20 protein-coding genes and 1 pseudogene are annotated in these 21,055 nt (G+C 59.4%); 9 read left to right on the top strand and 12 right to left on the bottom strand.

Annotation, left to right across the window (positions count from 1 at the left end; translation table 11 throughout):
• Positions 1–624: 624 nt before the first annotated feature.
• From E1832_RS01210 to E1832_RS01175, 8 genes are all read right to left on the bottom strand, one after another.
• A complete protein-coding gene (locus tag E1832_RS01210; RefSeq protein WP_133357926.1) occupies positions 625–3,711 on the bottom strand; it encodes an efflux RND transporter permease subunit in 3,087 nt (1,028 codons plus the stop codon).
• A 38-nt stretch (positions 3,712–3,749) separates the two neighbouring features.
• The gene (locus E1832_RS01205) at positions 3,750–4,865 is read right to left on the bottom strand and encodes an efflux RND transporter periplasmic adaptor subunit (RefSeq protein WP_235816323.1); all 1,116 of its coding nucleotides are present in this window, start codon (positions 4,863–4,865) and stop codon (positions 3,750–3,752) included.
• Position 4,866: 1 nt separating this feature from the next.
• Positions 4,867–5,484, bottom strand: a complete 618-nt coding sequence (locus E1832_RS01200) for a TetR/AcrR family transcriptional regulator (RefSeq protein ID WP_235816324.1) — start codon at positions 5,482–5,484, stop codon at positions 4,867–4,869.
• Between the two features lie 72 nt (positions 5,485–5,556).
• A complete protein-coding gene (locus E1832_RS01195) occupies positions 5,557–6,162 on the bottom strand; it encodes a TetR/AcrR family transcriptional regulator (protein WP_245513743.1) in 606 nt (201 codons plus the stop codon).
• Between the two features lie 276 nt (positions 6,163–6,438).
• Entirely contained in the window at positions 6,439–8,046 is a 1,608-nt protein-coding gene (locus E1832_RS01190; RefSeq protein WP_133357925.1) for a DHA2 family efflux MFS transporter permease subunit, read from the bottom strand.
• On the bottom strand, positions 8,033–8,605 hold the full coding sequence (locus E1832_RS01185) for an HlyD family secretion protein (RefSeq protein ID WP_165978763.1): 573 nt from the start codon (positions 8,603–8,605) through the stop codon (positions 8,033–8,035). The genes E1832_RS01190 and E1832_RS01185 overlap by 14 nt, the downstream gene beginning before the upstream one ends.
• A gap of 84 nt (positions 8,606–8,689) precedes the next feature.
• Positions 8,690–9,232, bottom strand: coding sequence for an HlyD family secretion protein (locus E1832_RS01180; protein WP_133357923.1), 543 nt, complete (start codon positions 9,230–9,232; stop codon positions 8,690–8,692).
• The gene (locus E1832_RS01175; RefSeq protein WP_076367426.1) at positions 9,229–9,672 is read right to left on the bottom strand and encodes a MarR family transcriptional regulator; all 444 of its coding nucleotides are present in this window, start codon (positions 9,670–9,672) and stop codon (positions 9,229–9,231) included. Before E1832_RS01175 ends, E1832_RS01180 begins: the two co-directional genes overlap by 4 nt.
• 64 nt (positions 9,673–9,736) lie before the next feature.
• On the opposite strand from E1832_RS01175, the gene E1832_RS01170 reads away from it, so the two are divergent.
• Positions 9,737–10,204, top strand: a complete 468-nt coding sequence (locus tag E1832_RS01170; RefSeq protein ID WP_076367398.1) for a universal stress protein — start codon at positions 9,737–9,739, stop codon at positions 10,202–10,204.
• 234 nt (positions 10,205–10,438) lie between these two features.
• Here the strand turns inward: E1832_RS01170 and E1832_RS01165 are convergent, their stop codons facing one another.
• Positions 10,439–11,506, bottom strand: coding sequence for a hypothetical protein (locus E1832_RS01165; protein ID WP_076367400.1), 1,068 nt, complete (start codon positions 11,504–11,506; stop codon positions 10,439–10,441).
• 226 nt (positions 11,507–11,732) lie between these two features.
• Here E1832_RS01165 and E1832_RS01160 point away from each other — a divergent pair, with 226 nt between their 5' ends.
• Positions 11,733–12,629 carry a recombinase family protein gene (locus tag E1832_RS01160; RefSeq protein ID WP_133357922.1) on the top strand — a complete coding sequence of 299 codons (897 nt, stop codon included), beginning with the start codon at positions 11,733–11,735 and terminating at the stop codon, positions 12,627–12,629.
• On the opposite strand, the gene E1832_RS01155 is transcribed toward E1832_RS01160, so the two are convergent.
• Entirely contained in the window at positions 12,613–13,008 is a 396-nt protein-coding gene (locus E1832_RS01155; RefSeq protein WP_012187367.1) for a PIN domain-containing protein, read from the bottom strand. The genes E1832_RS01160 and E1832_RS01155 overlap by 17 nt on opposite strands.
• A complete protein-coding gene (locus E1832_RS01150; RefSeq protein WP_012187366.1) occupies positions 12,998–13,225 on the bottom strand; it encodes an AbrB/MazE/SpoVT family DNA-binding domain-containing protein in 228 nt (75 codons plus the stop codon). The genes E1832_RS01155 and E1832_RS01150 overlap by 11 nt, the downstream gene beginning before the upstream one ends.
• 314 nt (positions 13,226–13,539) lie before the next feature.
• Between E1832_RS01150 and repA the strand changes: the two genes are divergently transcribed.
• The 3 genes from repA to repC all read left to right on the top strand — a co-directional run bounded on the left by repA (position 13,540) and on the right by repC (position 17,154).
• The gene (gene repA, locus E1832_RS01145; RefSeq protein WP_067920464.1) at positions 13,540–14,727 is read left to right on the top strand and encodes a plasmid partitioning protein RepA; all 1,188 of its coding nucleotides are present in this window, start codon (positions 13,540–13,542) and stop codon (positions 14,725–14,727) included.
• The gene (gene repB / locus E1832_RS01140; protein WP_133357921.1) at positions 14,724–15,740 is read left to right on the top strand and encodes a plasmid partitioning protein RepB; all 1,017 of its coding nucleotides are present in this window, start codon (positions 14,724–14,726) and stop codon (positions 15,738–15,740) included. Before repA ends, repB begins: the two co-directional genes overlap by 4 nt.
• Before the next feature lie 178 nt (positions 15,741–15,918).
• Positions 15,919–17,154, top strand: coding sequence for a plasmid replication protein RepC (gene repC / locus E1832_RS01135; protein WP_133357920.1), 1,236 nt, complete (start codon positions 15,919–15,921; stop codon positions 17,152–17,154).
• Between the two features lie 131 nt (positions 17,155–17,285).
• Here repC and E1832_RS01130 read toward each other — a convergent pair whose 3' ends face one another.
• A complete protein-coding gene (locus E1832_RS01130) occupies positions 17,286–18,488 on the bottom strand; it encodes a Fic family protein (RefSeq protein ID WP_133357919.1) in 1,203 nt (400 codons plus the stop codon).
• A 90-nt stretch (positions 18,489–18,578) separates the two neighbouring features.
• Here E1832_RS01130 and E1832_RS23055 point away from each other — a divergent pair, with 90 nt between their 5' ends.
• The 4 genes and pseudogenes from E1832_RS23055 to E1832_RS01110 all read left to right on the top strand — a co-directional run.
• On the top strand, positions 18,579–18,704 hold the full coding sequence (locus E1832_RS23055; protein WP_280960194.1) for a hypothetical protein: 126 nt from the start codon (positions 18,579–18,581) through the stop codon (positions 18,702–18,704).
• Positions 18,705–18,766: 62 nt separating this feature from the next.
• Entirely contained in the window at positions 18,767–19,252 is a 486-nt protein-coding gene (locus E1832_RS01120) for a hypothetical protein (protein WP_133357917.1), read from the top strand.
• 40 nt (positions 19,253–19,292) lie between these two features.
• Positions 19,293–19,934 (top strand): annotated as a pseudogene (locus tag E1832_RS01115) (ArdC-like ssDNA-binding domain-containing protein); the annotation flags it as partial.
• Positions 19,935–20,114: 180 nt separating this feature from the next.
• Positions 20,115–21,055, top strand: a 941-nt coding sequence (locus E1832_RS01110) for a tyrosine-type recombinase/integrase (protein WP_133357916.1), incomplete at its 3' end; no start/stop codon positions are given.

The following is a 21,055-nucleotide window of genomic DNA, read 5'->3' as shown; positions in this document are numbered from 1 at the left end:
CGTACGTCCATGGCAGCCCCACACGCAAAGAACTCACCTTAGCACGGGCCGCAACGACGAAGATGACCCCCATGTTTTGTCCACTCCCGTTGGATTTCTCATCTCACAATTAAGGGCTACGCGACACTTGGCTTTCAACCGGGCGCGCGGGAACGACAGGGTTCCCGCAGGCTACCTGCTGGGGTTCATGCGCTGATGGCGAACCTCGCCCGGTTCGGTAAGCTGACTAGCCGAAGCGACGACGCCAAGACAGGCGGCTGACCCGCGGGAGCGTGAGCTGCACGATCAGATCAAGGCCGCACCCAGCGGCAACCGGCAGTTTCACGAGCCAGACCTGTGTCGCCTCATCGGGCAGGCAGCCTACGACGCACGGGTCATCGATGTCATCCGGCAGTTCGGCTGTCCAAGGTTCACCGCGACGCTCGCCGTTCATGTGAGGGCCGTGATGGCCGGCGAGATTTCACGATGAAAGATGACCGGCTCATGCTGCTTTGCCACAATGTGGTTGGTCGGCACGGCCCAGTTATCCGGGCACATCAGCAAACTGCTCCAAGTCGGCGCCTGTGGTGACCAGGCTTCGCTCTGTGAGGATTATAGACTACTCTTCGACGCTATTGGGCGAGATCAAACACCTACCGCTCCTTGAGTATCAATCGGCCCTTCACTCTTTTTGGGGGGCCTTATCCTGAAGAACAGCGCGTACAGCACCGGCACGGCAATCAGCGTCAGGATCGAGGCGAAGGCGAGACCACCCATGATCGTCACCGCCATGGACGCAAAGAACGCGTCGGGCAGCAGTGGGATCATGCCGAGAATCGTTGTTCCGGCCGCGAGCACCACGGGCCGTAGACGGCTGACCGATCCATCCATCACGGACTGGTAATCTGGAACACCATTTGCACGTTGCAGGTCGAATTCCTCGACAAGAACGATGGCGTTCTTCATCAGCATCCCCGAAAGCGACAGGAAGCCGAGCAATGCCGTGAAGGTGAACGGCAGTCCGGTGAACAACAGCCCCAGAACCATACCGGTCACCGACATCGGCACGACAAGCCACAGGATCAGCGGCTGACGGATCTTGTTGAACATGAGGATCGAGATCGTCAGCATGATGAGAAAACCGAGCGGCAGCTGCTTGCCAAGGCTTTGCTGTGCTTCGCCGGCGCTTTCGAATTCGCCGCCCCACTCCATGGTGTAGCCCTCCGGAAGCGGCATCGCCTCGATCTGTGCCCGGACACTTCTGAAGGCTTCGTCGGCCGTCAGGTCGTCGCGTGCGCCACCGAGCGCGGTGATCGTTCGCTCCCGGTCGCGCCGGTGAATGAGCGCCTCGGCAAGGCGTGTCTCCAGGCTTTGCACCAGGTTGGCCATGGGAACATATGCGCCTGCTCCGGCGGACCAGACCGGCAGGTCGCGCACATGATCTGTGCCGGTGCGTTCGCTCTCGGGCAGGCGGAGCAGGATCGGGATCACCTCGTCGCCCTCCCGCAATTCGCCGACACGCAGACCCGAGGTTCCGAGCCGAATGGTGTCCGCGATGGCGCTCCGCGTGGCACCGGCAAGCCGCATCCGGGATTCGTCCACATTCGGCTCAATGAGCAATTCTCGTTGCCTCCAGTCCGTGCGAGGATTTGTGATCGTCCCGGCGTCTCTGAAGATCCCGATCGCATCATCTGCCAGCTGGCGCAGGATGATGGGGTCGGGCCCCGAGAAGCGGACAGCGACATCGGCACCGGAAGGCGGTCCGAACACGATCTCTTCGACCCGGATCAGGGCATGGGGAAATTGCGCCGGGAGGTCCTGGTTGAGCCTGGCTGCGATGGAGGGGATCCGTGTAGCATCGGCAACCCGGACAATCAGCTGGCCATAACTGGAATCGGCCTGCTCGGGATTGTAGGTCAGCATGAAGCGGCTTGCGCCACGCCCCACCAGCGTGGTGACGTCCGTCACGGCCTCCTCTTCACGAAGTATCGCTTCCAGCCGAAGCATTTCACGGTCCGTGATATTGATGTCGGTTCCTTGCGGCATCTGGAACTCGACGTAGAAAAGTGGCGTGTTGGACGCAGGGAAAAACGCCTGCTTCACCTGACCGAAGGCCATCAGCGACCACACCGTGATCCCCACAACCGTCAGAACGACGGGGATACGGGCCCGCAGCGCAAGCCAGAGAATCCCACGATAGGTGCTGTAGAACGCCCCTTTGTAAGGGTCGTCCGAGGTGTTCTTGGGTGCTTTGAGCAGCAGTTTGCCAAGATAGGGCGTGACGGTGACCGCAAGGATCCAGCTTAGCAACAGCGATATGGCGATCACGGCGAAAAGTGAGAACAGGAATTCTCCCGTCGCATCGGGCGACAGACCGATGCCAGAAAAGGCCATGATCCCGATGACCGTTGCGCCGAGAAGGGGAACGGATGTCGAAGTTTCGGTTTCGGCTGCGGCGTCCTCGGCGCTTTTTCCGCGCGCCATGCCGATCACCATCCCTTCGGTGATGACGATCGCGTTGTCGACCAGCATCCCCATCGCAATGATCAGGGCTCCAAGGCTGATCCGCTCCATCTGGATGCCGAAGATCGACATGAAGAACAGGGTCGAGAAAACGGTAAGCCCAAGGGTCGCCCCCACCACGAGGCCCGCGCGCCAGCCCATGGTCAGCATCAGGGCGCCTACCACGATGACGATGGACTGAGCCAAACCCACCAGGAAGCTGGAAACGGCCTGATCGACGACGACGTGCTGTTCGTAGATCGGGGTGATCTCGACCCCTTCGGGCAGGTTCTCTTTCAACTGATCCAGGCGGACGGATACGGCTTCGCCGACCTCGACGACGTTGCGGCTCGTTAGCGCCGAGACGCCGAGCGTGAAGGCGGCGGCTCCATTCTGGCGGATGATCTGACTGGGCTGTTCGGTTTCTTCCCGGGTGACGCGTGCGACGTCGTAGACCGATACCTGCCCGACTTCACCGGCGAGGCCCAGCCGTAGGGTCTCGATCCCTTCTGGTGTGATGTAACCCGGCGGCACCGAGAGGCCGATGCGCGCCGGGCCCTCGCTCAGTTCGCCATTCTGGAAGACCTGGTTCTCGTCGCGCAACAGGCCGAGGAGTTGATCGGGCGGAAGGCCGAGTTCGGCAAGAACCGCAGAGGGAATTGCAATATTAATAACCTCCTCGGTCAGGCCTTGCACATCCACTTTCGCTACACCGTCGACTGTCACAAGGCCCACGCGCAGGTTCGTTGCGAGATCCCGTTGCTCCTGCGGGCTCAATCCTTCGGTCGTGACGGCATAGAACATCCCGAAAACATCACCGAAATCGTCGTTGATGATCGGGGCCTGCGCCCCGGCAGGAAGTTGCCCTTCTACATCGCGGATGCGCCGCCGCATCTCATCCCAGACCTGGGGGATTTCGTCCGGACCGTAGCTCGTCTCGATTTCCACGGTGATCTGGGCCATTCCCGGCATCGATCTCGACTCGATCCGATCGAGCTGCATCATCTGCTGAAGCGCATCCTCGATGACGTCAGCTACTTCTTCCTCGACTTCCACCGCTGTCGCACCCGGATAGGGGACGAAAACAAGTGCGGTCTTTAGAGTGAAGCTTGGATCCTCGAGACGGCCGACTGTGTTCAGCCCCCAATACCCGCCAAACAGGCAGAAGATGATGATGAGCCAGACCGCCACCGGACGCTGGATGCTCGTACGAGAAATACTGAGTGCCATGAGACGATCTTCCGTTCTGCCCAAGGAAAGGAAAGGAATTATAAGCCGGCGGCGATGACGGACTGGCTTTCGCTCAGTCGCCACCAGCCACCGGACACAACCAATTCGTCACCCTCCAGCCCGTCAAGAACGACAATGTCGTTCTCGAAAGGCAGGCCCAACCGGACCGTCCTTCGCGTGACCTTACGGGATGCTTCGTTGTAAACCCAAACGGATGGTTCGGACCGGCTCGTCGTATCCACCGCCGATACGGGGATGACCACGGCTTGTCCCGTGTCGGCATCGGCTGAGACAGCGATGCCGACATCAGCCGTCATGCCCGGCAGCAGACGTGGATCGATTTCGCCGGTAATGGCAAATTCCAGATCATATGTTTGCGTCGTTGGGTCTGCATCGGTTGAAAAGGATCGCAGTTCGAGCGACACAGTGTACCCGGGCACTGCCGGAAAGCTGGCAGTAATGTCGAAGGCGTCGGGCGTCGCGCGCGCAATAGCTGCCAGTTCCTCGGGCAGGGAAATCACGACCCGCATTTCGCTAAGATCTTGCAGACGCGCAACAGGCGCTGCCGTCGTGGTATTGACGAATTCCTCGACGAAGGTTCTGGCCACAATCGCATCGAACGGGGCCAATATACGCACTTGCGATAAGCGCCGCTCGGCTTGACGAAGCTGTACTTGCGCCTGCGCAAATTGCGCCTGCGCCGTCTCGAGCCGGGCATCTGCGGCAACACCCCTCTCTGCGAGATCGGCGGCGCGCTGAAGCTCGGAATTTGCGAGATTGTAAGACGCCTGCGCCCGGTCCAGAGCAAGTTCAAAGTCGACCCTGTCGAGCTCCGCTATGATGTCGCCATTGCGGACCCTGTCGCCTGACTGAACGGCAAGATGCACGATCTGCCCAGGTATCTGGAAGGCAATATCGACGGTTCTGGCAGGTTCGACGCGGCCCGCGACTGTGCGGGTCTGAGTGATCGTGCGCGAGACCGCTTGGGTCAGCTCGACAGTGACGGGTCGACCCGCCTGGGGGGCGGGTGCCAAACCCGCCGGATCGGCCGCCGTTTCAGTCTGGGCCACAACGGAGGAAAGCACCGTCGGCAGAAACGGCGCCGCAAGGGCGGCGAGCGCCGCGACCGAAACGACGACGGCGAGACCTTTCATGCTAGTGTGTCTTTTCTTCAAGTTCATCGATCATGGTCCTCAACCGTTCGACGACACGCCGTTTGAGATCGGCGCCACCGTCAGGAAGTTTAAGAAGTCTCTGAAATCGCAGACCCTGGATTGCGAGCGCGGCAATCATTGCTGCCGGAGCGTCTTGCGTTTCAGAAAGGATACGTTCGATATCGCCGGTCAGCTCTTTGCGGAGCGGGTCGAGCAACTGCGGATCGGAGGCTGCTGCCGCGAGTATCGCCATGGACAGATCATCATCCACGCCCTCCGTTTGAACGATGGTCTCAAGATGCCCCCGTAATGTGCGTGACGACTGGTTCTCCGGGAGCCTTTCAAAAAGTTCGCGATGCGCAGTGAGCATTTGGTCCAGAAGCCCGGCCAAAAGAGCTTTCTTGCTTGGATAGTTGTAAAGAACGCCGCCCTTGCTCAAGCCGGCTTCTCTGGCCACGGACTCGATCGTGACCTTCCCGGCACCCTCTCGCATGGCGACGGTCCTTGCCGCCTCGAGGATCCGGCGCGACGCGTTGCCGCCGACCTCGGAGTGCGGGCGCTCATGCATGACTGTACCATCCGGTCGGTTAAGTTCAGCGGGGAAGTAGGTCGCTTCCACGACCGCGTCAAGCCTCCGCGAAGGCAATTGGTGTCAGCATGGACGAACGGCCCACGCGCGGATGTTGCTGCATCACGTCGCGCGAGGCTGTCCTATGTCTGAATAGATCTTCAAAAAGGCGTCAACCGCTCTTTTGGCATGATCTGAAACGTCGATCTTTGGGTCGAGGGTCAGCAATCGAGGCATGATGACGCCTGACACGGAAAGGTGAATCAACTGTCCGGCAGCGCTTAGATGGTCTTCTACGTTGAGGGCTTTCGCGTCATGAAGAGCGTGCAAGACTTGGCCGACATGCCTTGTGGCCAGCTTCGGCCCGGCCTTCATGTATATTTCGCCGGCCTCGGGCAAAACTGAAACCGCGCCGATGCACGCACGCAGTAGCCGAATATAGTCGTCGTCAAGCACAAGGTTGATCAAGCGCCGTGAAAGCTCTTCGAGGATGGCCCGCGGGTCCAGGTCTTTGGGAAGGGGCCGAGAGATTGCCGCCGAGAGCCTGGCGCATTCCGTGTCCACAACGATGAGAAACAGTCGTTCCTTGCTTGGGCTATGCGCATAGAGCGTCGCTTTGGACACGTTGGCTTCCTCTGCAATCGCATCGACGCTTGCCCCTTCGAAGCCACATCGCAGGAAAATGGTCCGGGCACCCCTGAGCACGTCATCGGCTTTGCTGTTCCTCATGCTCACCATCTCCATCAACTTTGGCGTTTTTGTACAGTCAGACAAAGCAGGGTCAATTTTGTGGAAACTACAAGTAACGCAACAAATGCCGTTCCGTTTGGGACCGAAAAACGTGCCTACGTTTGATCCTCTCGAAAGCCTCCCTCCACGACGGCGCAGTTTTTTGACGTTCAGGCGGTGGCACTGCTCAAGCCGGTCATCGTAACGACCACAAACACGTAACCTAAGAGGAACTCGTTCGTGCAATCATCGGGATTGGGACAGAGGCGCAAGGCCCTACTGAACAGGATGCCGGGCCTCGCGTGCTGCAGGCGACGCTCCCGCATCCGCGGCTTCAGTCAGCCGTACAGTCGCGTAGTGCAAGATGGCAGTTGGGATAAGTGCAATCAGGAAGATCAGCGTGACCACAATAAATCCGTCACGAAAGGCCAAGGTATTGGCTTGGATCACGACGGTCTGGCCAAGGAATTGCGCGGCAGTCGCAAAAATCTGAGTGTCCGGCAGCCCCGCGCCCCGCAAGATCCCGCTCACCTCCCGAAGGAATGTCATCGTTGCGAGATTATCGCTGGTTTGCGTGGCGGCCAGAGCGTCCGCATGCAACATCGTACGTCGTTCCATGAGCACCGCCAGAAGATTGACGCCGAAGGCGCCCCCGAGCTGGCGCACAAAATTTATTGCCCCCGACCCCTGCCCGATCAGATCGCGAGGAAGAGTTTTCAATGGGCCTGCAGAAATCGCGGGAAACACGAAACCAAGACCGATCCGCGACAGGATCGTCCACCAGGCCAAGGTCCAAAAGCTTGTGTTGATCTCGACCACCGACGACAACCAGGAGGACCAGGCGAATATCGCCATGCCGGCTCCGATCAACAGTGCGGCTGGGACCTTGTCCGACAACCGTCCCGCCAGCGGAAAGACCAGCACCAGCACGAACCCTGATGGCATGAGCAGCAGCCCCGCCTGCGTCGGCGTGAACCCCTGGATCGTCTGCACGAACAACGGCACAAGATAGGTGGAACCGAAAAGGCCTGCCCCCATGATGAAGGATACCACAGAGGCTGCGGCGAAGGGCACGTTGCGGAACAGCCGCAAGTCCAGCATCGGCTTTGACGTATGCAACTCCCACATCACGAAGCCGGTCGCAGCCGCTGTCGCAATCGCGAACTGAATCAGGATCGGATCGGACCCCCAGCCCAGCCGCTGCGCGTTGGTAAGCGCATTGAGCAACGAGGCGAGAAAGACTGCAAGCAGTCCGAGACCAGTCCAATCGAAACCTGGCCGTGGCCCGGTATTGTCCCGGCGCGGCACAAACAGATTGGCAAGCGCCATGGCCATGATCCCGGGGGGAAGCCCGAGGTAGAAAACCCAGCGCCAGTCGAACGCGTCGATCAGCAAGCCGCCGATCCAGGGCCCCAGTGCAAGTGCCAGTACCACCCCGATGCCAAAGATACCCATTGCTGCGCCGCGCTTTTCAGGGGGAAAGACACGAAACAGCAAGATCATGCTCAGTGGTTGGACCACACCTGCCGCCGCGCCCTGTACGACGCGCGCAAGCGTCAGAACACCTTCGTTGGGCGCGATCCCTCCAAGGACCGATCCCACGATGAAAACCGTAAGCGCCACGTTGAGTGATAGGCGCAGACCGAAAGCACGGTCCGCCCAATCCCCAAGCAGCATGGTCGCCGTCATCGCCGCAAGAAAGCCGGTCGAAAGCCATTGCGCCTGAACCGCACTGATCCCGAAGGCGCCCATCACATCAGGGATGGCGACATTCACGATCGTCGTGGACAGAACGACTGAAATCGTTGCGATCATGACGGTTGCGGTCGCATAGGCTCGATAGGCCGGACCGTATTTCTCGAAAAGCGCGTCAGTCTGCGACATCGATACTCAACACTACCATTAAGCCGGGTGGCAGAACCTCACCTTCTGTCTCGATTGACACTCGGATTGGCACCCGTTGGGTGACCTTGGTGAAATTGCCGCTTGGGTTGGGGCTTGGAAGCAAGGCAAACTGGCTTGTGGCGGCACCCCCGATCCGCTCCACCACGCCGTGAAAGGTACGGCCGGGATAGGCATCGACCGTGATCGAGACGGGCGCTCCGATGCGGATCCTACGCAAGTCCGTTTCTTTAACATTCGCGTCCACCCAGACCTCATCCGGGCGATGATAAATGAGCAGCCGCGTGCCCGGGGTCACATATTCACCCTCGTCCACGAAGGACGCATCCACCACCCCGTCAAAAGAAGCCAATACCCCTCTGTTTCGCAGATCGATCAGCCGCTGCGCCCGCTCTGCCTCAAGGCCTGTCCGTTCTGCCACAATCCGCGTTATCTGGTGCTCAATGACCGCGATTTGTGCGGCTTCAGACTCCACAGTGCCCAGATTGGCCCGGGCGGCCACAATCGCTGCGGCCGTCGCAAGTTCCTGCTGACGCGCCACGTCCAGTCTGCTTTGGGCGTCCTCCGCGCTCTGAGTAGTTGCGATCTGTCGGCTTTCCAGTTCAGCGATCCTGTCGAAATGGCTTTATGCGTTTCGCAACTCCGACTCACTTGCAGTATGGTTTGCCTCGGCTGCGGCTATTTGGGCTCGGGCGGCGGCACGGCGGCTTTCAACCTGCGTTCGGATCATATCCTGCTGCGCGCGCAATTGCGCGACCTGCGCGCCAAGCGCTTCTATCCGCGCCTCTGTGCCTTCCACGACAAGTTCTGCCTGATCCGTGTCTATAGACACCAGCACATCCCCCGCCGCAACACGCGTGCCCGTCGTCACCGCAATCGCTTCGACCTCGCCGCTGACCTCGCTCGAAACGGTGACAAGGCTGGCAGCAATTCGCGCATCGTCGATCGAGACCTGTGACCACCGCCCGCCGAGCCAGCGCCCGCCGAAGACCACAAGCGCTATAATCATCAGAATGAGAATGCCAAGGCGCAGCGGTTTGAAACGACGGCGGGCAGGTGCAGGGTCCGAGGGCTGGGATGGCGCCGCTGCTGCAGCTTCCTGAGTTAACTCAACGAGCTTGGGCTTAAGTGCATCGCTATCCGTGCAAATATCGCGGGGCTTGTTCACTCGGTTTGCTCCAGACGTTCGGCAATCAATGTAAGGACGCGGAGCGCTGTCGAAAGGTCTTCCGCAACCACCCCGGCAAGAAGCTCACTCCGCGTTGCATCGGTGATTTTGCGGATCTCGTTCAGAATAGGCACTGCGGTAGTTGTCACGCGGACGCGCTTGACCCGGCGGTCGTCCGGGCAAGGCTGCCGCTCGATCAGGCCCTGTCCTTCAAGCCCGTCGAGAAGGCGCACCAAAGTCGGTCCCTCGACCCCGAGCGTTGTGGCAAGCTCGCGCTGGGTCAGGCCGTCCGCCCGCGACAGTTCCAGTAGCGCCATCCAGCGCGCCTGCGTCAGCCCCATGGTCCGCAGGCGCGAATCCAATCGGGTCCGCCAACGCCTGGCAACTTTTCCCAATTCGACGGCAAATTCTGCTTCTTTAGAAGTCAACTTTGTTTGCATCCTAATAGATAGGATGCTACCTATAAATCTAGGTAGATAGAATATCAACTCGGAAATTCGTGAGATGTATCGCACAATCCTTCTGGCCTACGATGGCACGACCGAAGGACGGCTGGCGCTGCGCGAAGGTGCTCGGCTGGCCCAGATTTGTAATGCGGAGGTGGTGCTGCTGGCGGTGGTCGACATGTCCATCGGCGCATCGATGGCGGGAACTGCGGTGCCCTATGCGTCCCCCTACGACATGGACGAATACAAAAAGATCCTGGACGAAGGCGTTGCACGGCTGAAACGAATGGGGCTTTCGCCGCGTGCGCGTTTTGAAACCGGTGATCCGGCGGACCGCATCGTCACTGTCGCCAATTACGTGCAGGCCGATCTTGTCGTGGTCGGCCATCATAAATACGGGCTCCTGAGCCGCTGGCTTCATCCCTCGGTGACCGCGGCCCTCGTAGACCGATTGTCATGCAGTCTCTTGATCGCGAGGCACGAGGTTGAAGATGCCGACCTGTTCGCGGCAGGCGAGACAGGCTGAGTGTCGACCTGCTTTGATCATAGGATTTCGCGTTGCTGCTAAATCGGGTCATGCTCAATTTGTGTGGCGCCACTATGCTGAGACCGAAAAATTCAGGAGGCATAGCCGTGATCTCAAAGAACCACTGGTCGCCCGAGAACGATCTTTCGGTTCAAAGCCTTGAGCGAAGTGAAGCGGGCGGGTTACGGAGAGCACCTCTACAGTCAACAGGTGCGGCGAAATCTGCCGTAGCCTTCAGTTCGTAGTACGCCACATCCGATACCGTCCCTGCCCAGTCAGCTCACGGACTAGACCCTGCGCTTCCATCCAAGAGAGGTTGCGCTGGATGGCGGCTCGGCTCGAGCTTGTCAAAGCCTCTGCCATTGGAGCGGATACAAGGGGCCATTCGGTAAACGCGGCGCGCAAGGAGCGAGGGGTCTTGCCCGAGAGGGAGGTCATCGCGATTTCTGCCCGCGCTGACCATGCCTCGATATCGTCAAGGTGCCGCATTCCGGTCAAACATGCGGTGTCCATCCCTTCGAGCCAGCGCGCCAAACGGTCAGCAGGTGGGCCGCCAGTGCGCAGCCCCCCTGCCCCGCCCATGGCCACAGGCGCAAAGACTGCCCCCTTTTCCTCGCTGACCGCGATCCTTGCGGCGGTGACTGCCGCCTCCATTCGATCTCCCTGCTGCCCGAGACCCGCGAGGCTCCAGAGGTGAAAGCCCATGCAAGCACGGGTGATCGGGTGCAGCTCGACGGCTTGCGCCATCAGGTCCAGCCAACCGCCCGCGCGATCCGCGAAGGGCTCGGCTTCATCCGCCATGTTCGCGGGATCGCGGCGATCGAGGAAGGCGGAAAGGTCCACCTCTGGTCCTGGCCCCCCTGTCAGACGGCGCACCGCCCAACCGATACGCGCGAGTGCGGCGCTGTCGTCTTGCAGGCCAGAAATGCGCATGGATATCCAGAGCGCCAGCCGATCCGGGCCGATGCGGTCACCCACAAACCAGCTGAGGCCGGCAGCCTCGATCAGAGCAAGCCTGTGCCGCCATCCTTCCGGACCGCGCTTCAGCCGGTCATCCAGTGCGCCGACGCGACCGGCCACACGGGCAAGACGGGCGGCATGACCCGCCTCTGCTTTCCGCCAATCGTCGAGGACCTCGGCTTCACGCGGATCGGCCCGTGGTCCGGGTGGCAGATAATCCGGCTCTTCTTCCATTGGACCGGGCAGGAACCAAAGATCGTCCTCGGACGATTCCTCGACCTCTTCAGCGTCGAGGAGGAGAGCATCATATTCATCATGTAAAGCAGGCGCTTGAAGCTTCATATGTGCAAATTACTGATATTTTGCATTTTACCCAAGTGTTTTGTCAGAGTGCGCCCACGTTCCTCATATAGCACGCGCGGGGGAGGGTCGGCGAGGGCTCTCTCATCGCGCTCAGCCTATGGAAACCAAGGGCTTTCCGTTGAGCAGGGCCACAGAGAGCGCCCTTGCATCCGTTTACAAACGGTCGTTTATTGGTGATACATAAAATTGCAAACGGCCCGTTTTCATGTCCCTGATAGGCTATGCCCGCGTTTCCACAGAGGATCAGACCCCCCTGCCCCAGTCCGAGACGCTGCAATCGGCGGGCTGTGCCGAGATCTTTGAAGAGCACGCCTCAGGCGGCAATCGCGCGCGTCCTGTGCTCGCGCGGGCGCTCGAACGGGTCCAGAGCGGCGATACGCTGGTCGTCGTGCGGATCGACCGGCTTGCGCGGTCTCTGTCGCACTTACTGGAGGTGATCGAGCGTCTGGAGGCCAAGGGAGCTTTCTTCCGCTCGCTGCAGGACCCCATCGACACCGCCTCCCCTCAAGGAAAATTCACATTGCAGGTTCTGGGCGCCGCGGCGGAGTTCGAGCGCGCGCTAATACGTGAGCGCACGAAGGCCGGGCTTGTCTCTGCACGCGCCAAGGGCCGCGTTGGTGGCAATCCTGGGCTTCGCACCAAAGACCCCGCCGCGCTGCGCAAGGTGCGGCTGGCACGACAGGACGGCTACATGGAGCGCCTGAACGAGACCGCGCAGGATTGGGTGCCCCATGTGCGCCGCCTACGGCCGGATATGGCCTGGGAAGACGTGCTGCGGATTATCAATGCCCCCCTGCCCCAAGACCGCCGTTGGACGCAAAGCCGCCTGCTCCGTGCCGTGAAGGCATATGTGCGGGATGGGTTCCTGCCCGCTGAAGTGCTTGGACGCGCTGGACGCCGCAAAACCGACGATCGCCTGCCTGCGATTGTTGCGGCCATCAAAGGTTCGGACCCGGATATCACGCTACAGGCGATCTGCGACCGGTTGGAAGCCATGCGTGAGCGGACTCCACGGGGACGCACAAGCTGGCAACCGTCATCCGTCAGGATGCTGTTGGAACGGGCGGAGCGACTTGGGTTGCTGGTCAGGCAAATGGATTGACGATGCGCAGCCGATCCTCGACCAGCAATCCGTCGTGCATGTCCTCAGTCCACAAAGTCGTGCACCCAGCGATCAGCGCGGCAGACACGATCATCGCGTCATAGACCGATAACTGGTACTTCTCTGCCAACGCGCGACCGACTTGATGGGTTTGAACCGTTAGGCCCTCGACAGGGCATACGGACGTAATACCCTCAAGAAACGCTCCGGTATCTTCCCAACTGAGCCCAGCTTTCCGTCGGCAATTGACCATCGCTTCGTTCAGGACCTGAACGCTGATCCGGGGTCCCTGCCCCAGAATTTCCTCCGCCCTCTCAGCCTTTGGACCATCGTCGAGCAGGTAGAGCACAACATTCGTGTCTGCGAATTCAGCGCTCATGCGCGGCGTCGCGGCTTAGACGCGCATCCTTGGGCAGTTTTCTGCGAAACCGCCTCAGCCCTTGTAGAACTTCATCGGCGCGAGGTTGGCGTCTCACAAGAATGGTTCCATCGTCCTTTACCAGGTCAACCTGATCGCCTTCCTTTAAGCCGAGTTCCCTCACAAGATCCGCTGGTAGCCGGACGGCAAGGGAGTTTCCCCATTTGGCAACTTGCATCTTGTCCTCTCAGGCATGGATAAACATCCAATAATGTATATCCAGAACTGCCAAAAGGCAAGTTTTGGTGCGCTCAAAAGCCATGTTGGAGCCCCCCGAAAAGAGTTCTCCCCTGTCCCTTTTCGTGAGATGCGGTGCGTTACACCATGCAGCAGGAAGCCTAACAGCCTTGTGTTCGGTGAGGACTCGCCCACTAGATGTGGAAAAACCTTGCGCGAATCCGACTCTTGCGCCAATAGTCACGGAAACGAGGCAAAAAACGTCAATTTCCGTGAACACGCCAAAGACGCGATGTCTCGGAAGCGAGAGGGCAGATGGATAATACCTTTGTGCATGAGGATCTCAACGCGGTGATCCGCCAGCATTCGGAATGGCTGGCGAACCAGTTGCATTCGCAACGTGAGAGCCTGTTTCCACCCGATGCCGAGAAGACCATGCGCAAATTCACCTCTGGTGAGGCTGCGGCGCTGCTCGGCGTAAACGATTCCTATCTTCGCAAACTCAACTTGGATGGCAAAGGGCCTTCTCCCGAGCTGACCGCCGGCAACCGTCGTCTTTACTCGGCGCAGGATATCCAGGCGCTGCGTGTGCTTCTTGAAAAAACCGCTCGCAAGCCGGGCGATTACGTTCCCGGACGACGAGAAGGTGATCATCTTCAGGTCATCGGCGTGATGAATTTCAAGGGCGGGTCCGGAAAAACAACAACCTCTGCCCATCTCGCCCAACGGCTTGCCCTGCGCGGATATCGTGTGCTGGGCATTGATCTTGACCCACAAGCTTCCTTCACCGCGCTGCACGGCGTTCAGCCGGAATTGGACCTCGAAGATGGCGGCACTCTCTACGATGCGATCCGCTATGAGGACCCGGAGCCGATCCGGTCGGTCATCCGCAATACCTATATCCCCAATTTGGACTTGATCCCCGGCAACCTCGAACTGATGGAGTTCGAGCACGACACCCCGCGCGCGCTGGCGCAGGGCAATGCCGGACTTTTCTTCTTCCGCGTCAAGGAGGCGCTGGCCCAGGTCGATGAAGACTACGACGTGGTCGTCATAGATTGCCCTCCGCAGCTTGGCTTTCTGACCATGTCCGCCCTGTCCGCGGCCACGGGCGTTCTGGTGACCATCCATCCAGAGATGCTCGATGTGATGTCCATGTCGCAATTCCTCCGCATGACAGCCGACCTCATGGACGTGATCGCCGAGAGCGGCGCTGACATGTCTCATGACTGGATGCGCTATGTTTTGACCCGCTACGAGCCGCAGGATGCGCCGCAGAACCGCATCGTGGCTTTCCTGCGAACAATGTACGGCGAAGCCGTGCTGAATTCGCCCATGTTGAAGTCCACAGCCATCTCAGATGCGGGCCTGACCAAGCAGACACTTTATGAAGTGGAACGCAGCGCGTTCACGCGTTCCACCTATGATCGCGCGATTGAGAGCCTGAATACGCTGAATGACGAGATCGCCGACCTAATCCAGAAAACCTGGGGGCGCACATGACCAGTGGCAAGAAGAAGCGCATGTCAATGCTGGACAGTCTCGCGGCAGCTGGGGCCCCCTCCCCTGCCCCTCAGACAGGTGCTGTGACACCGATGATGACCTCGAATCGCGCCCTTCGGTCCGCCCGCGACGCGGTCGATTCCCATCATGTTTGGGAACTGGACCCGGCGAGCATCGAAGACGGGCGTATGGCGGACCGGCTTGACCCGGCCGATGTACTGGATTTGCGCGATGCGATTGAGGCGAACGGTCAGACTGTTCCGATCCTCGTGCGACGTGCGCCGGGTGAAGATGATCGCTACCTTTTGGTCTATGGGCGACGCAGGCTGGAGGCGATCCGTCAGTCCGATAAGGTTACCAAGGTTCGCGCGTTAGTCACCAACCTGGATGACGACAGCGCTCTGCGTGCTCAGATTTCGGAGAACATGGGGCGGCGCGATTTGTCTTTTATTGAAAAGGCCCTGTTCGCAAAGGACCTTGTGTCGTCCGGCTTCGGAAATCAATCTCAGGTTGCAGAAATTCTTACCGTCACGAAGTCGTCCATATCTATGGCGATCGCGATCGCGGACATGGTCGGGCCGGATCTGGTACGCGCCATTGGCGCCGCCCATGGCATTGGCCGACCCCGATGGGAATCCCTTGGTCGGGCCATCGACGAGAATGATCTGGACCGCGAGGACCTTATCGGGATCGCGAAAGAGGCACGTGAAAATGCCGAGACCTCCATGGTGGTGGATGACGTTGCCTCTACCAATGACCCGTCCATCCAAGCGTTCCTGGCCGTAGAAAAGGCCGTGACCAAGGCGATTAAACCGGCCAAGTCGCCCTCCCCTGCCCCACCTTCCAGCGTCCCGCTGAAGATCGGCGGCAAACGCGGCGGCACGGTCAAACGCACTGCCAAGGGCCTATCGATCGAGTTGGCGGGTGGAGACTTCGCCGATTGGGTCGAGACGCAAGTGCATGACATGATTGAAGACCTTCACGAACGCTGGAAGCAGCGGTCGGAAGACTGAGGAAGAGCAGAAATCAAAGAAGGAGGCACGAAAAGGCAAAAGAAAAGGTCCCGCAAAGCGACCACTCCACGAGACCCTAACTTGTTTCTAGCACCTTCAAGGTAGTGTCCGGAGCTATTTTCCGCAAGTCCAAAGTGATTCGCGGACCGGGATATTTTTGTCTTTGTGAATGACAAAAATGGAATACACGCCCGTAACGCCGTTCCGGCGAACGATAGATGCTGCCATCCTGAAACATCAGGCAGCGACCCAGGAAGACCTGCCCCCAGCCGGCGCCAACAAGTGGGAGGTCCTGAGGGAGCTCGCTGCCGCTCGAGTCGCGTTCGGCTTGTCCGATCGGGATTTGACGGTGCTTCAGGCGCTGGTCAGCTTTCACCAAGCGACAATTCTCGGAGGCAATGACAGCGAATTGATTGTACATCCGTCCAACAAGGCGATTTGCGAGCGCCTGAACGGCATGCCCTGCTCGACGATGCGGCGCCACCTCTCCAACCTTGTGCAGACTGGCTTTGTTGTCCGGCGCGATAGCCCCAATGGGAAGCGCTATGCCCGCCGCTACGGCGACGAAAAGGTTGCGTTTGGGTTCGACCTCTCTCCGCTCGTTCGACGCTTCCAGGAGGTTTGTGAGGCCGCTGAGACCGTCCGGGCCGCAGAAGAGCGGTACAAGCGCCTACGTGCCACTGTAAGCCTCATGCGGCGTGACCTCGCAGGGCTGGCCGAGTACGGGCGCTCACTTCGTCCGGATCAGGGCGTCTGGGACCAATTCTCTGATCTTGCGGCCCTAATGGCCCGAGATCTTCGCAGAAAACTCGAAATGGAAGACCTTAGGCGCATCGAAGACGCTTTGGGGTCAGCTTTAGACCACGCCCGAAGCCTTCTGGATGGCTGTGAAACAGAAAATATGAGCACCAATGATGCTGTTTCTGAGCAGCACTATCAGAATTCAAATAAAGACTCTTATGATCTTGAACCTCGCTTAGAAAAAGCGCGGAGCGGAGGCGCTGTGCGCGAAACTCCAGAAGTTGCCAATAGTCCTCTGTGTTCTGAAGATGAGGGCAACTCAACGGCAACTATTGACGATCAACTGATGCCGAACATACCGCTTGGTCTCGTCCTCGCTTCCTGTCAGGAATTCAAAGCGTATTCCGAGCAGCCCGTGCGCCACTGGCACGATCTGGTTCGGGTGGCTGATGTGGTCAGGCCCATGATGGGTATTTCCCCGTCCGCGTGGGACGAGGCGAAACGCTATATGGGTCCCGAAGAAGCGTCTGTTGTGATCGTTGCAATGCTTGAACGGTTTGCGGATATCCGATCACCTGGAGGCTACTTGAGAACCCTATCTTCAAAGGCAGCAATTGGGGAGTTCTCCTGCGGTCCGATGATCATGGCCTTGATGCGGCGGGATGCTGCATGATGAGTTCACAGCTGTGAACTCGGCTGACAAGTAGGATAGCTCGGGATAGTTCACAGCTGTGAACTTCTTTCCAACACGGTCAGAGGCTGCGCTCGCGGACTTGGCCAGAAACAGGGTGCTTCGGTTGCCAGTCACACGGGCATGTCACCATCTCCAAAGAGGTTTGGAAAGAGCCTCTCTCGATAATCCAACGGAAACGCCAACCGCACCGGCGTCTTCGGCGAGGCGGAAGTCAAGTATCCGGCGGCGGTCAGTTTACTCAGCGTGTTGCGAGCAGTACGCTCGGATGTCTTGAGCACAATCTGCGCATCGCCTCGTTCCAGTGCCCCATGCTGAAGAACCGCCGAGATTAGTTCCGGCGCTCGCTTGTCATCAATGGTATCTGCAACAAGACGACGATACCGTTGGTCAAGTCCGCCGAGATCGAACAATCTTGCTGAGAAGGTGATCTGGTCGAGCGTCACCTTTAGGAACCATTCACTAAACGTCTTCAGTGCCGCTTCTGACAGGTTCCCCCGTCCGTCGCGGTCTCTGCGGCGTGGACTGTCGGCCAGATCCATCATCCGTTTGTACTCGCCCCGATCGGTTAGCCCGCGGGCCAGCCCACGTGATACGGACCAGAGCCCTTGGCCACCAATCCCCGCTGTGAGGGCCATGGCATGAGACATCAGTCTGCTGACACGGCCGTTACCATCCGGGAAAGGGTGGATGTAGTTGAGCCGGTGATGTGCAGAGGCGATCGCGATGATCCGACCGCTCGAAGACCGCGCCGCTATCTGAAATCGTTTGTCGAAATGGTCCATGAATGCCGCGACGCGCGACGATGAAGGAGGTAGGTGGCGCCCGACCGCAACCTCCCGATCATCATCCTGGCGCATGCGTCCCGGAACGATGGGCTCTTGTGTTCCGTCGGGATGTTCGATGACCCGAAACTCATCCGGCATCTCGTCGTAGAAGCTCTTATGGACCCAAGTCAGGAATTCGACGGATGTGGGGCGGGGCAGGGTGCCCTTGCGATGCATCTCGTCGATGGCCCGTTGAACGATGACGTGCGCCCGGGCCTCAAGGGCGAGGGGACGGGTTTCTTCCTCAAGCTCGGCACCAGCCAGCGCCCTTTCGATGTCGCGGGGGCGCGTGTTGTGTCCTTCGATCAGGTTGGAGTAATAGCAGTTCATCACACAGACGAGATCGGCAAGCTCAGCTGCGCTGTCAGGATGCAGCCCTTGTCCCAGCCCGGTGGCTTCCCTCTGGATGTCGACCGAAAGGTCTGCCAATTCTGTAGGAATACGCTCCTCGAAGAAGCAGGGTTCGATCCTGGCGGGTGTTTCCAGCATTTTTGCCGATCTTCCATGTTTGCAAAGTAATTGAAAAATAAACACATTTCGTACTTTCGAGCAAGGTTTTGCCGATATGCGTTGCCGATCTTGGGTGCCGATCCGGAATTGCTGCATGAAATCAATGGCTTCGGCAGATGTGCCGGGCTTTTCGGTTTTATTGTGTGCCCAAAGGGGCCGGAAAAAGAGAAAGTGTTCTTCGGGTTTTGTGACTGACGGATGAGGGCCTTTGGGGTCCCTCAGATGGGTCCGGGCCGGGTTCCGGTCTGCCGTTACGGATGAAGGGCATTCCCATGCAATCAGGTGTCTTGCGCGTGTTGCGCGCGACCGCTGCCTCGTGGTGGCGGCATAGAGAACTGCGCCGAACTGGTCAGACGGCGCTGGCGCAGCAGCTCGAACGCCAGACCGTATTGCGTGATCTCGGCTATCTGAAGCAGGCGGCGTCATTGCCAAACGCGCATGTGATCTGCGGGGAGGGCGGGACGTTCCTTCAACTCGGTTGGACCACCGTGTCGACCTTCGCGCCGATCGAGCGCTTTCCCTTGGCCGCCCTTGCGGTCGCACGAGGGACGCCCTTCATCGATATCCGACCCGTTAAAGATGTCACCGCCTTCGCGAACCTGCCGCGCGTGGCGCGGGACGGATCGGTCGACGCTGACCACTCAGGTGCCGGCCAGTCCGTCTCGCTGACCACCTACATCGACATGGTCGAAAAGCTCGGCGCGCGGATCACCAACAATCCACGGCCCCGTCAGTCAGCCTGATCACCATTCCCTCTCACCGACACTCGAAAGGACGCCCGCCATGGCCCGATCCCGCACGCCCAAATTTGATGCCTCCGAGGTCATCACGAACGAAATCATCCGCATCATCGAGCGCGGCATCCTACCGTGGCGCAAGCCCTGGACCGCAGGCGGCAGCTCTCGCCCCGTGCGCGTGGGCGGTGAGCCCTACCAGGGGGTGAACAACTTTCTGCTGACGATGCGGACCGTGATGGCGGGCCACAGCTCACCTTTCTGGATGACGCTGCCGCAAGCCAATGCGTTGGACGCAAAGGTTCGCAAGGGCGAGAAGTCCTCTGTCGTCGTTTACTACGGTCAAAGCTGGAGGGACGCCGGCGATGAGGATGACCGCAGCGACGGGGATGATCGCTCCGAGGAAGCCCGTGTCTTCCGCTTCCAGAAATCCTACCGCGTATTCAACGCCTGCCAGATCGAGGGCTTGCCCGACAGCTTCTACCCTGACCCGGAGCCCGTGCCCGAGCATCCGCCGTCCGAGCCCATCCCGCACATGCAGGCGTTTTTCGATGCCATCGACATCACGACCGTCTTTACCGGCACGGAAGCCTACTACCTGCCGCCCGTGGACAAGGTCTACATGCCGTCGATCACCCGGTTCCACGACCCGCGCAATTTCTATGGGGTCTGGGCGCATGAGCTGGCCCATAATGCCGCGCTCCGGTTTATGCCGCGCTTGTTCAGGCGAAGTCTTGTTTCCTGCGGTTTTTGTCGTTTTCCGGCTGCATAAGACTGTAGTTCAGAACCGCCATGTGAGCGTGGCGAACTGCGCAATTGGGGCCGGCGATTTGCCATAGGTGCAACCTTCAACCAAAAGAAGGAAACACTCATGGAAAACGATACGCACCCAGATCAAACGACGAGGCGGAAACTGAAAGCTGGCAGCCATGCCGATCGCTTTGCCCTACAGATCGAGGCGGAGGGATACGGCCTCCGTTCCATCGCCAATTACAGAACCACAGCCGAGGCGCTTTGGGCGGCGATGCTGGAGGCAGACGTCTGTCCCACTGAGCTGACCGATGATCGTGTGGACCATCTGGCGACGTCGATCATCAGTGCGGCTTCTGCGAGAGACCAAAAGCACTGTCGGTACCGCATCAATCGGTTCAGGGATTATCTCATTGAAAATGCAGGCGCACCGCCGCGCTCAGAACCGCCGCTCGACATGTCACCGAGGGCCTGCCTGAAACGGGAATACGAAACCTATCTTCGCAGTCAGCGCGGCTTGTCTGAGGACACAATTTATCACTGCCTACGGTTCTTTGATCGGTTCCTGACTGCGAAGTTCGGCTCTGGCCTGGGTGACTTGAACACCATCAAGCCAGACGACATCACTGGGTTCATACTTTGGTTGCGCAAGGAACAAAACGCGCCGCGGGACAAGACAGGCCCATCGCATCTTCGCAACCTCTTCCAGTTCCTGTTCTGGAGCGGAAAGACTGAGCGCAACTTGAGCAATGCTGTGCCGAAAGCCAGGCAGCCCAAACCGACCGGCATCCCGAGGTATCTGGAGCCGGAACAGGTCAACCGGCTCATTGAGGTGGTGCGCGACCACCAGAAAACGGGTCGGCGCAACTATGCAATGCTGATGCTGATCGCCCGTCTCGGTCTTCGTGCGCCGGAAGTGACAGCGATCGAACTGGATGACATCGACTGGCGCGCTGGAGAAATCCTGATCCGCGGCAAGAGGCAGTTGCACGATCGGATGCCGATGTCGGCGGAGGTTGGTGAGGCGATTGTCGATTACATCAAGAATGAGCGCCGGGGCCC

This window comes from Antarcticimicrobium luteum, assembly GCF_004358185.1.
GTDB lineage: Bacteria > Pseudomonadota > Alphaproteobacteria > Rhodobacterales > Rhodobacteraceae > Antarcticimicrobium > Antarcticimicrobium luteum.
The sequence above is the reverse complement of the archived record's forward strand: the minus strand, read 5'-3'. Positions and strand labels throughout refer to the sequence as shown.

Coding starts and splice junctions, on each gene's coding strand:
- E1832_RS01170 (WP_076367398.1), top strand. CDS start 9,737: ATGTATCGCACAATCCTTCTGGCCTACGATGGCACGACCGAAGGACGG.
- E1832_RS01165 (WP_076367400.1), bottom strand. CDS start 11,506: ATGAAGCTTCAAGCGCCTGCTTTACATGATGAATATGATGCTCTCCTC.
- repA (WP_067920464.1), top strand. CDS start 13,540: ATGGATAATACCTTTGTGCATGAGGATCTCAACGCGGTGATCCGCCAG.
- repB (WP_133357921.1), top strand. CDS start 14,724: ATGACCAGTGGCAAGAAGAAGCGCATGTCAATGCTGGACAGTCTCGCG.
- E1832_RS01175 (WP_076367426.1), bottom strand. CDS start 9,672: ATGCAAACAAAGTTGACTTCTAAAGAAGCAGAATTTGCCGTCGAATTG.
- E1832_RS01150 (WP_012187366.1), bottom strand. CDS start 13,225: ATGCAAGTTGCCAAATGGGGAAACTCCCTTGCCGTCCGGCTACCAGCG.
- E1832_RS01120 (WP_133357917.1), top strand. CDS start 18,767: ATGAAGGGCATTCCCATGCAATCAGGTGTCTTGCGCGTGTTGCGCGCG.
- repC (WP_133357920.1), top strand. CDS start 15,919: ATGGAATACACGCCCGTAACGCCGTTCCGGCGAACGATAGATGCTGCC.
- E1832_RS01130 (WP_133357919.1), bottom strand. CDS start 18,488: ATGCTGGAAACACCCGCCAGGATCGAACCCTGCTTCTTCGAGGAGCGT.
- E1832_RS01210 (WP_133357926.1), bottom strand. CDS start 3,711: ATGGCACTCAGTATTTCTCGTACGAGCATCCAGCGTCCGGTGGCGGTC.
- E1832_RS01160 (WP_133357922.1), top strand. CDS start 11,733: ATGTCCCTGATAGGCTATGCCCGCGTTTCCACAGAGGATCAGACCCCC.
- E1832_RS01195 (WP_245513743.1), bottom strand. CDS start 6,162: ATGAGGAACAGCAAAGCCGATGACGTGCTCAGGGGTGCCCGGACCATT.
- E1832_RS01155 (WP_012187367.1), bottom strand. CDS start 13,008: ATGAGCGCTGAATTCGCAGACACGAATGTTGTGCTCTACCTGCTCGAC.
- E1832_RS01205 (WP_235816323.1), bottom strand. CDS start 4,865: ATGAAAGGTCTCGCCGTCGTCGTTTCGGTCGCGGCGCTCGCCGCCCTT.
- E1832_RS01190 (WP_133357925.1), bottom strand. CDS start 8,046: ATGTCGCAGACTGACGCGCTTTTCGAGAAATACGGTCCGGCCTATCGA.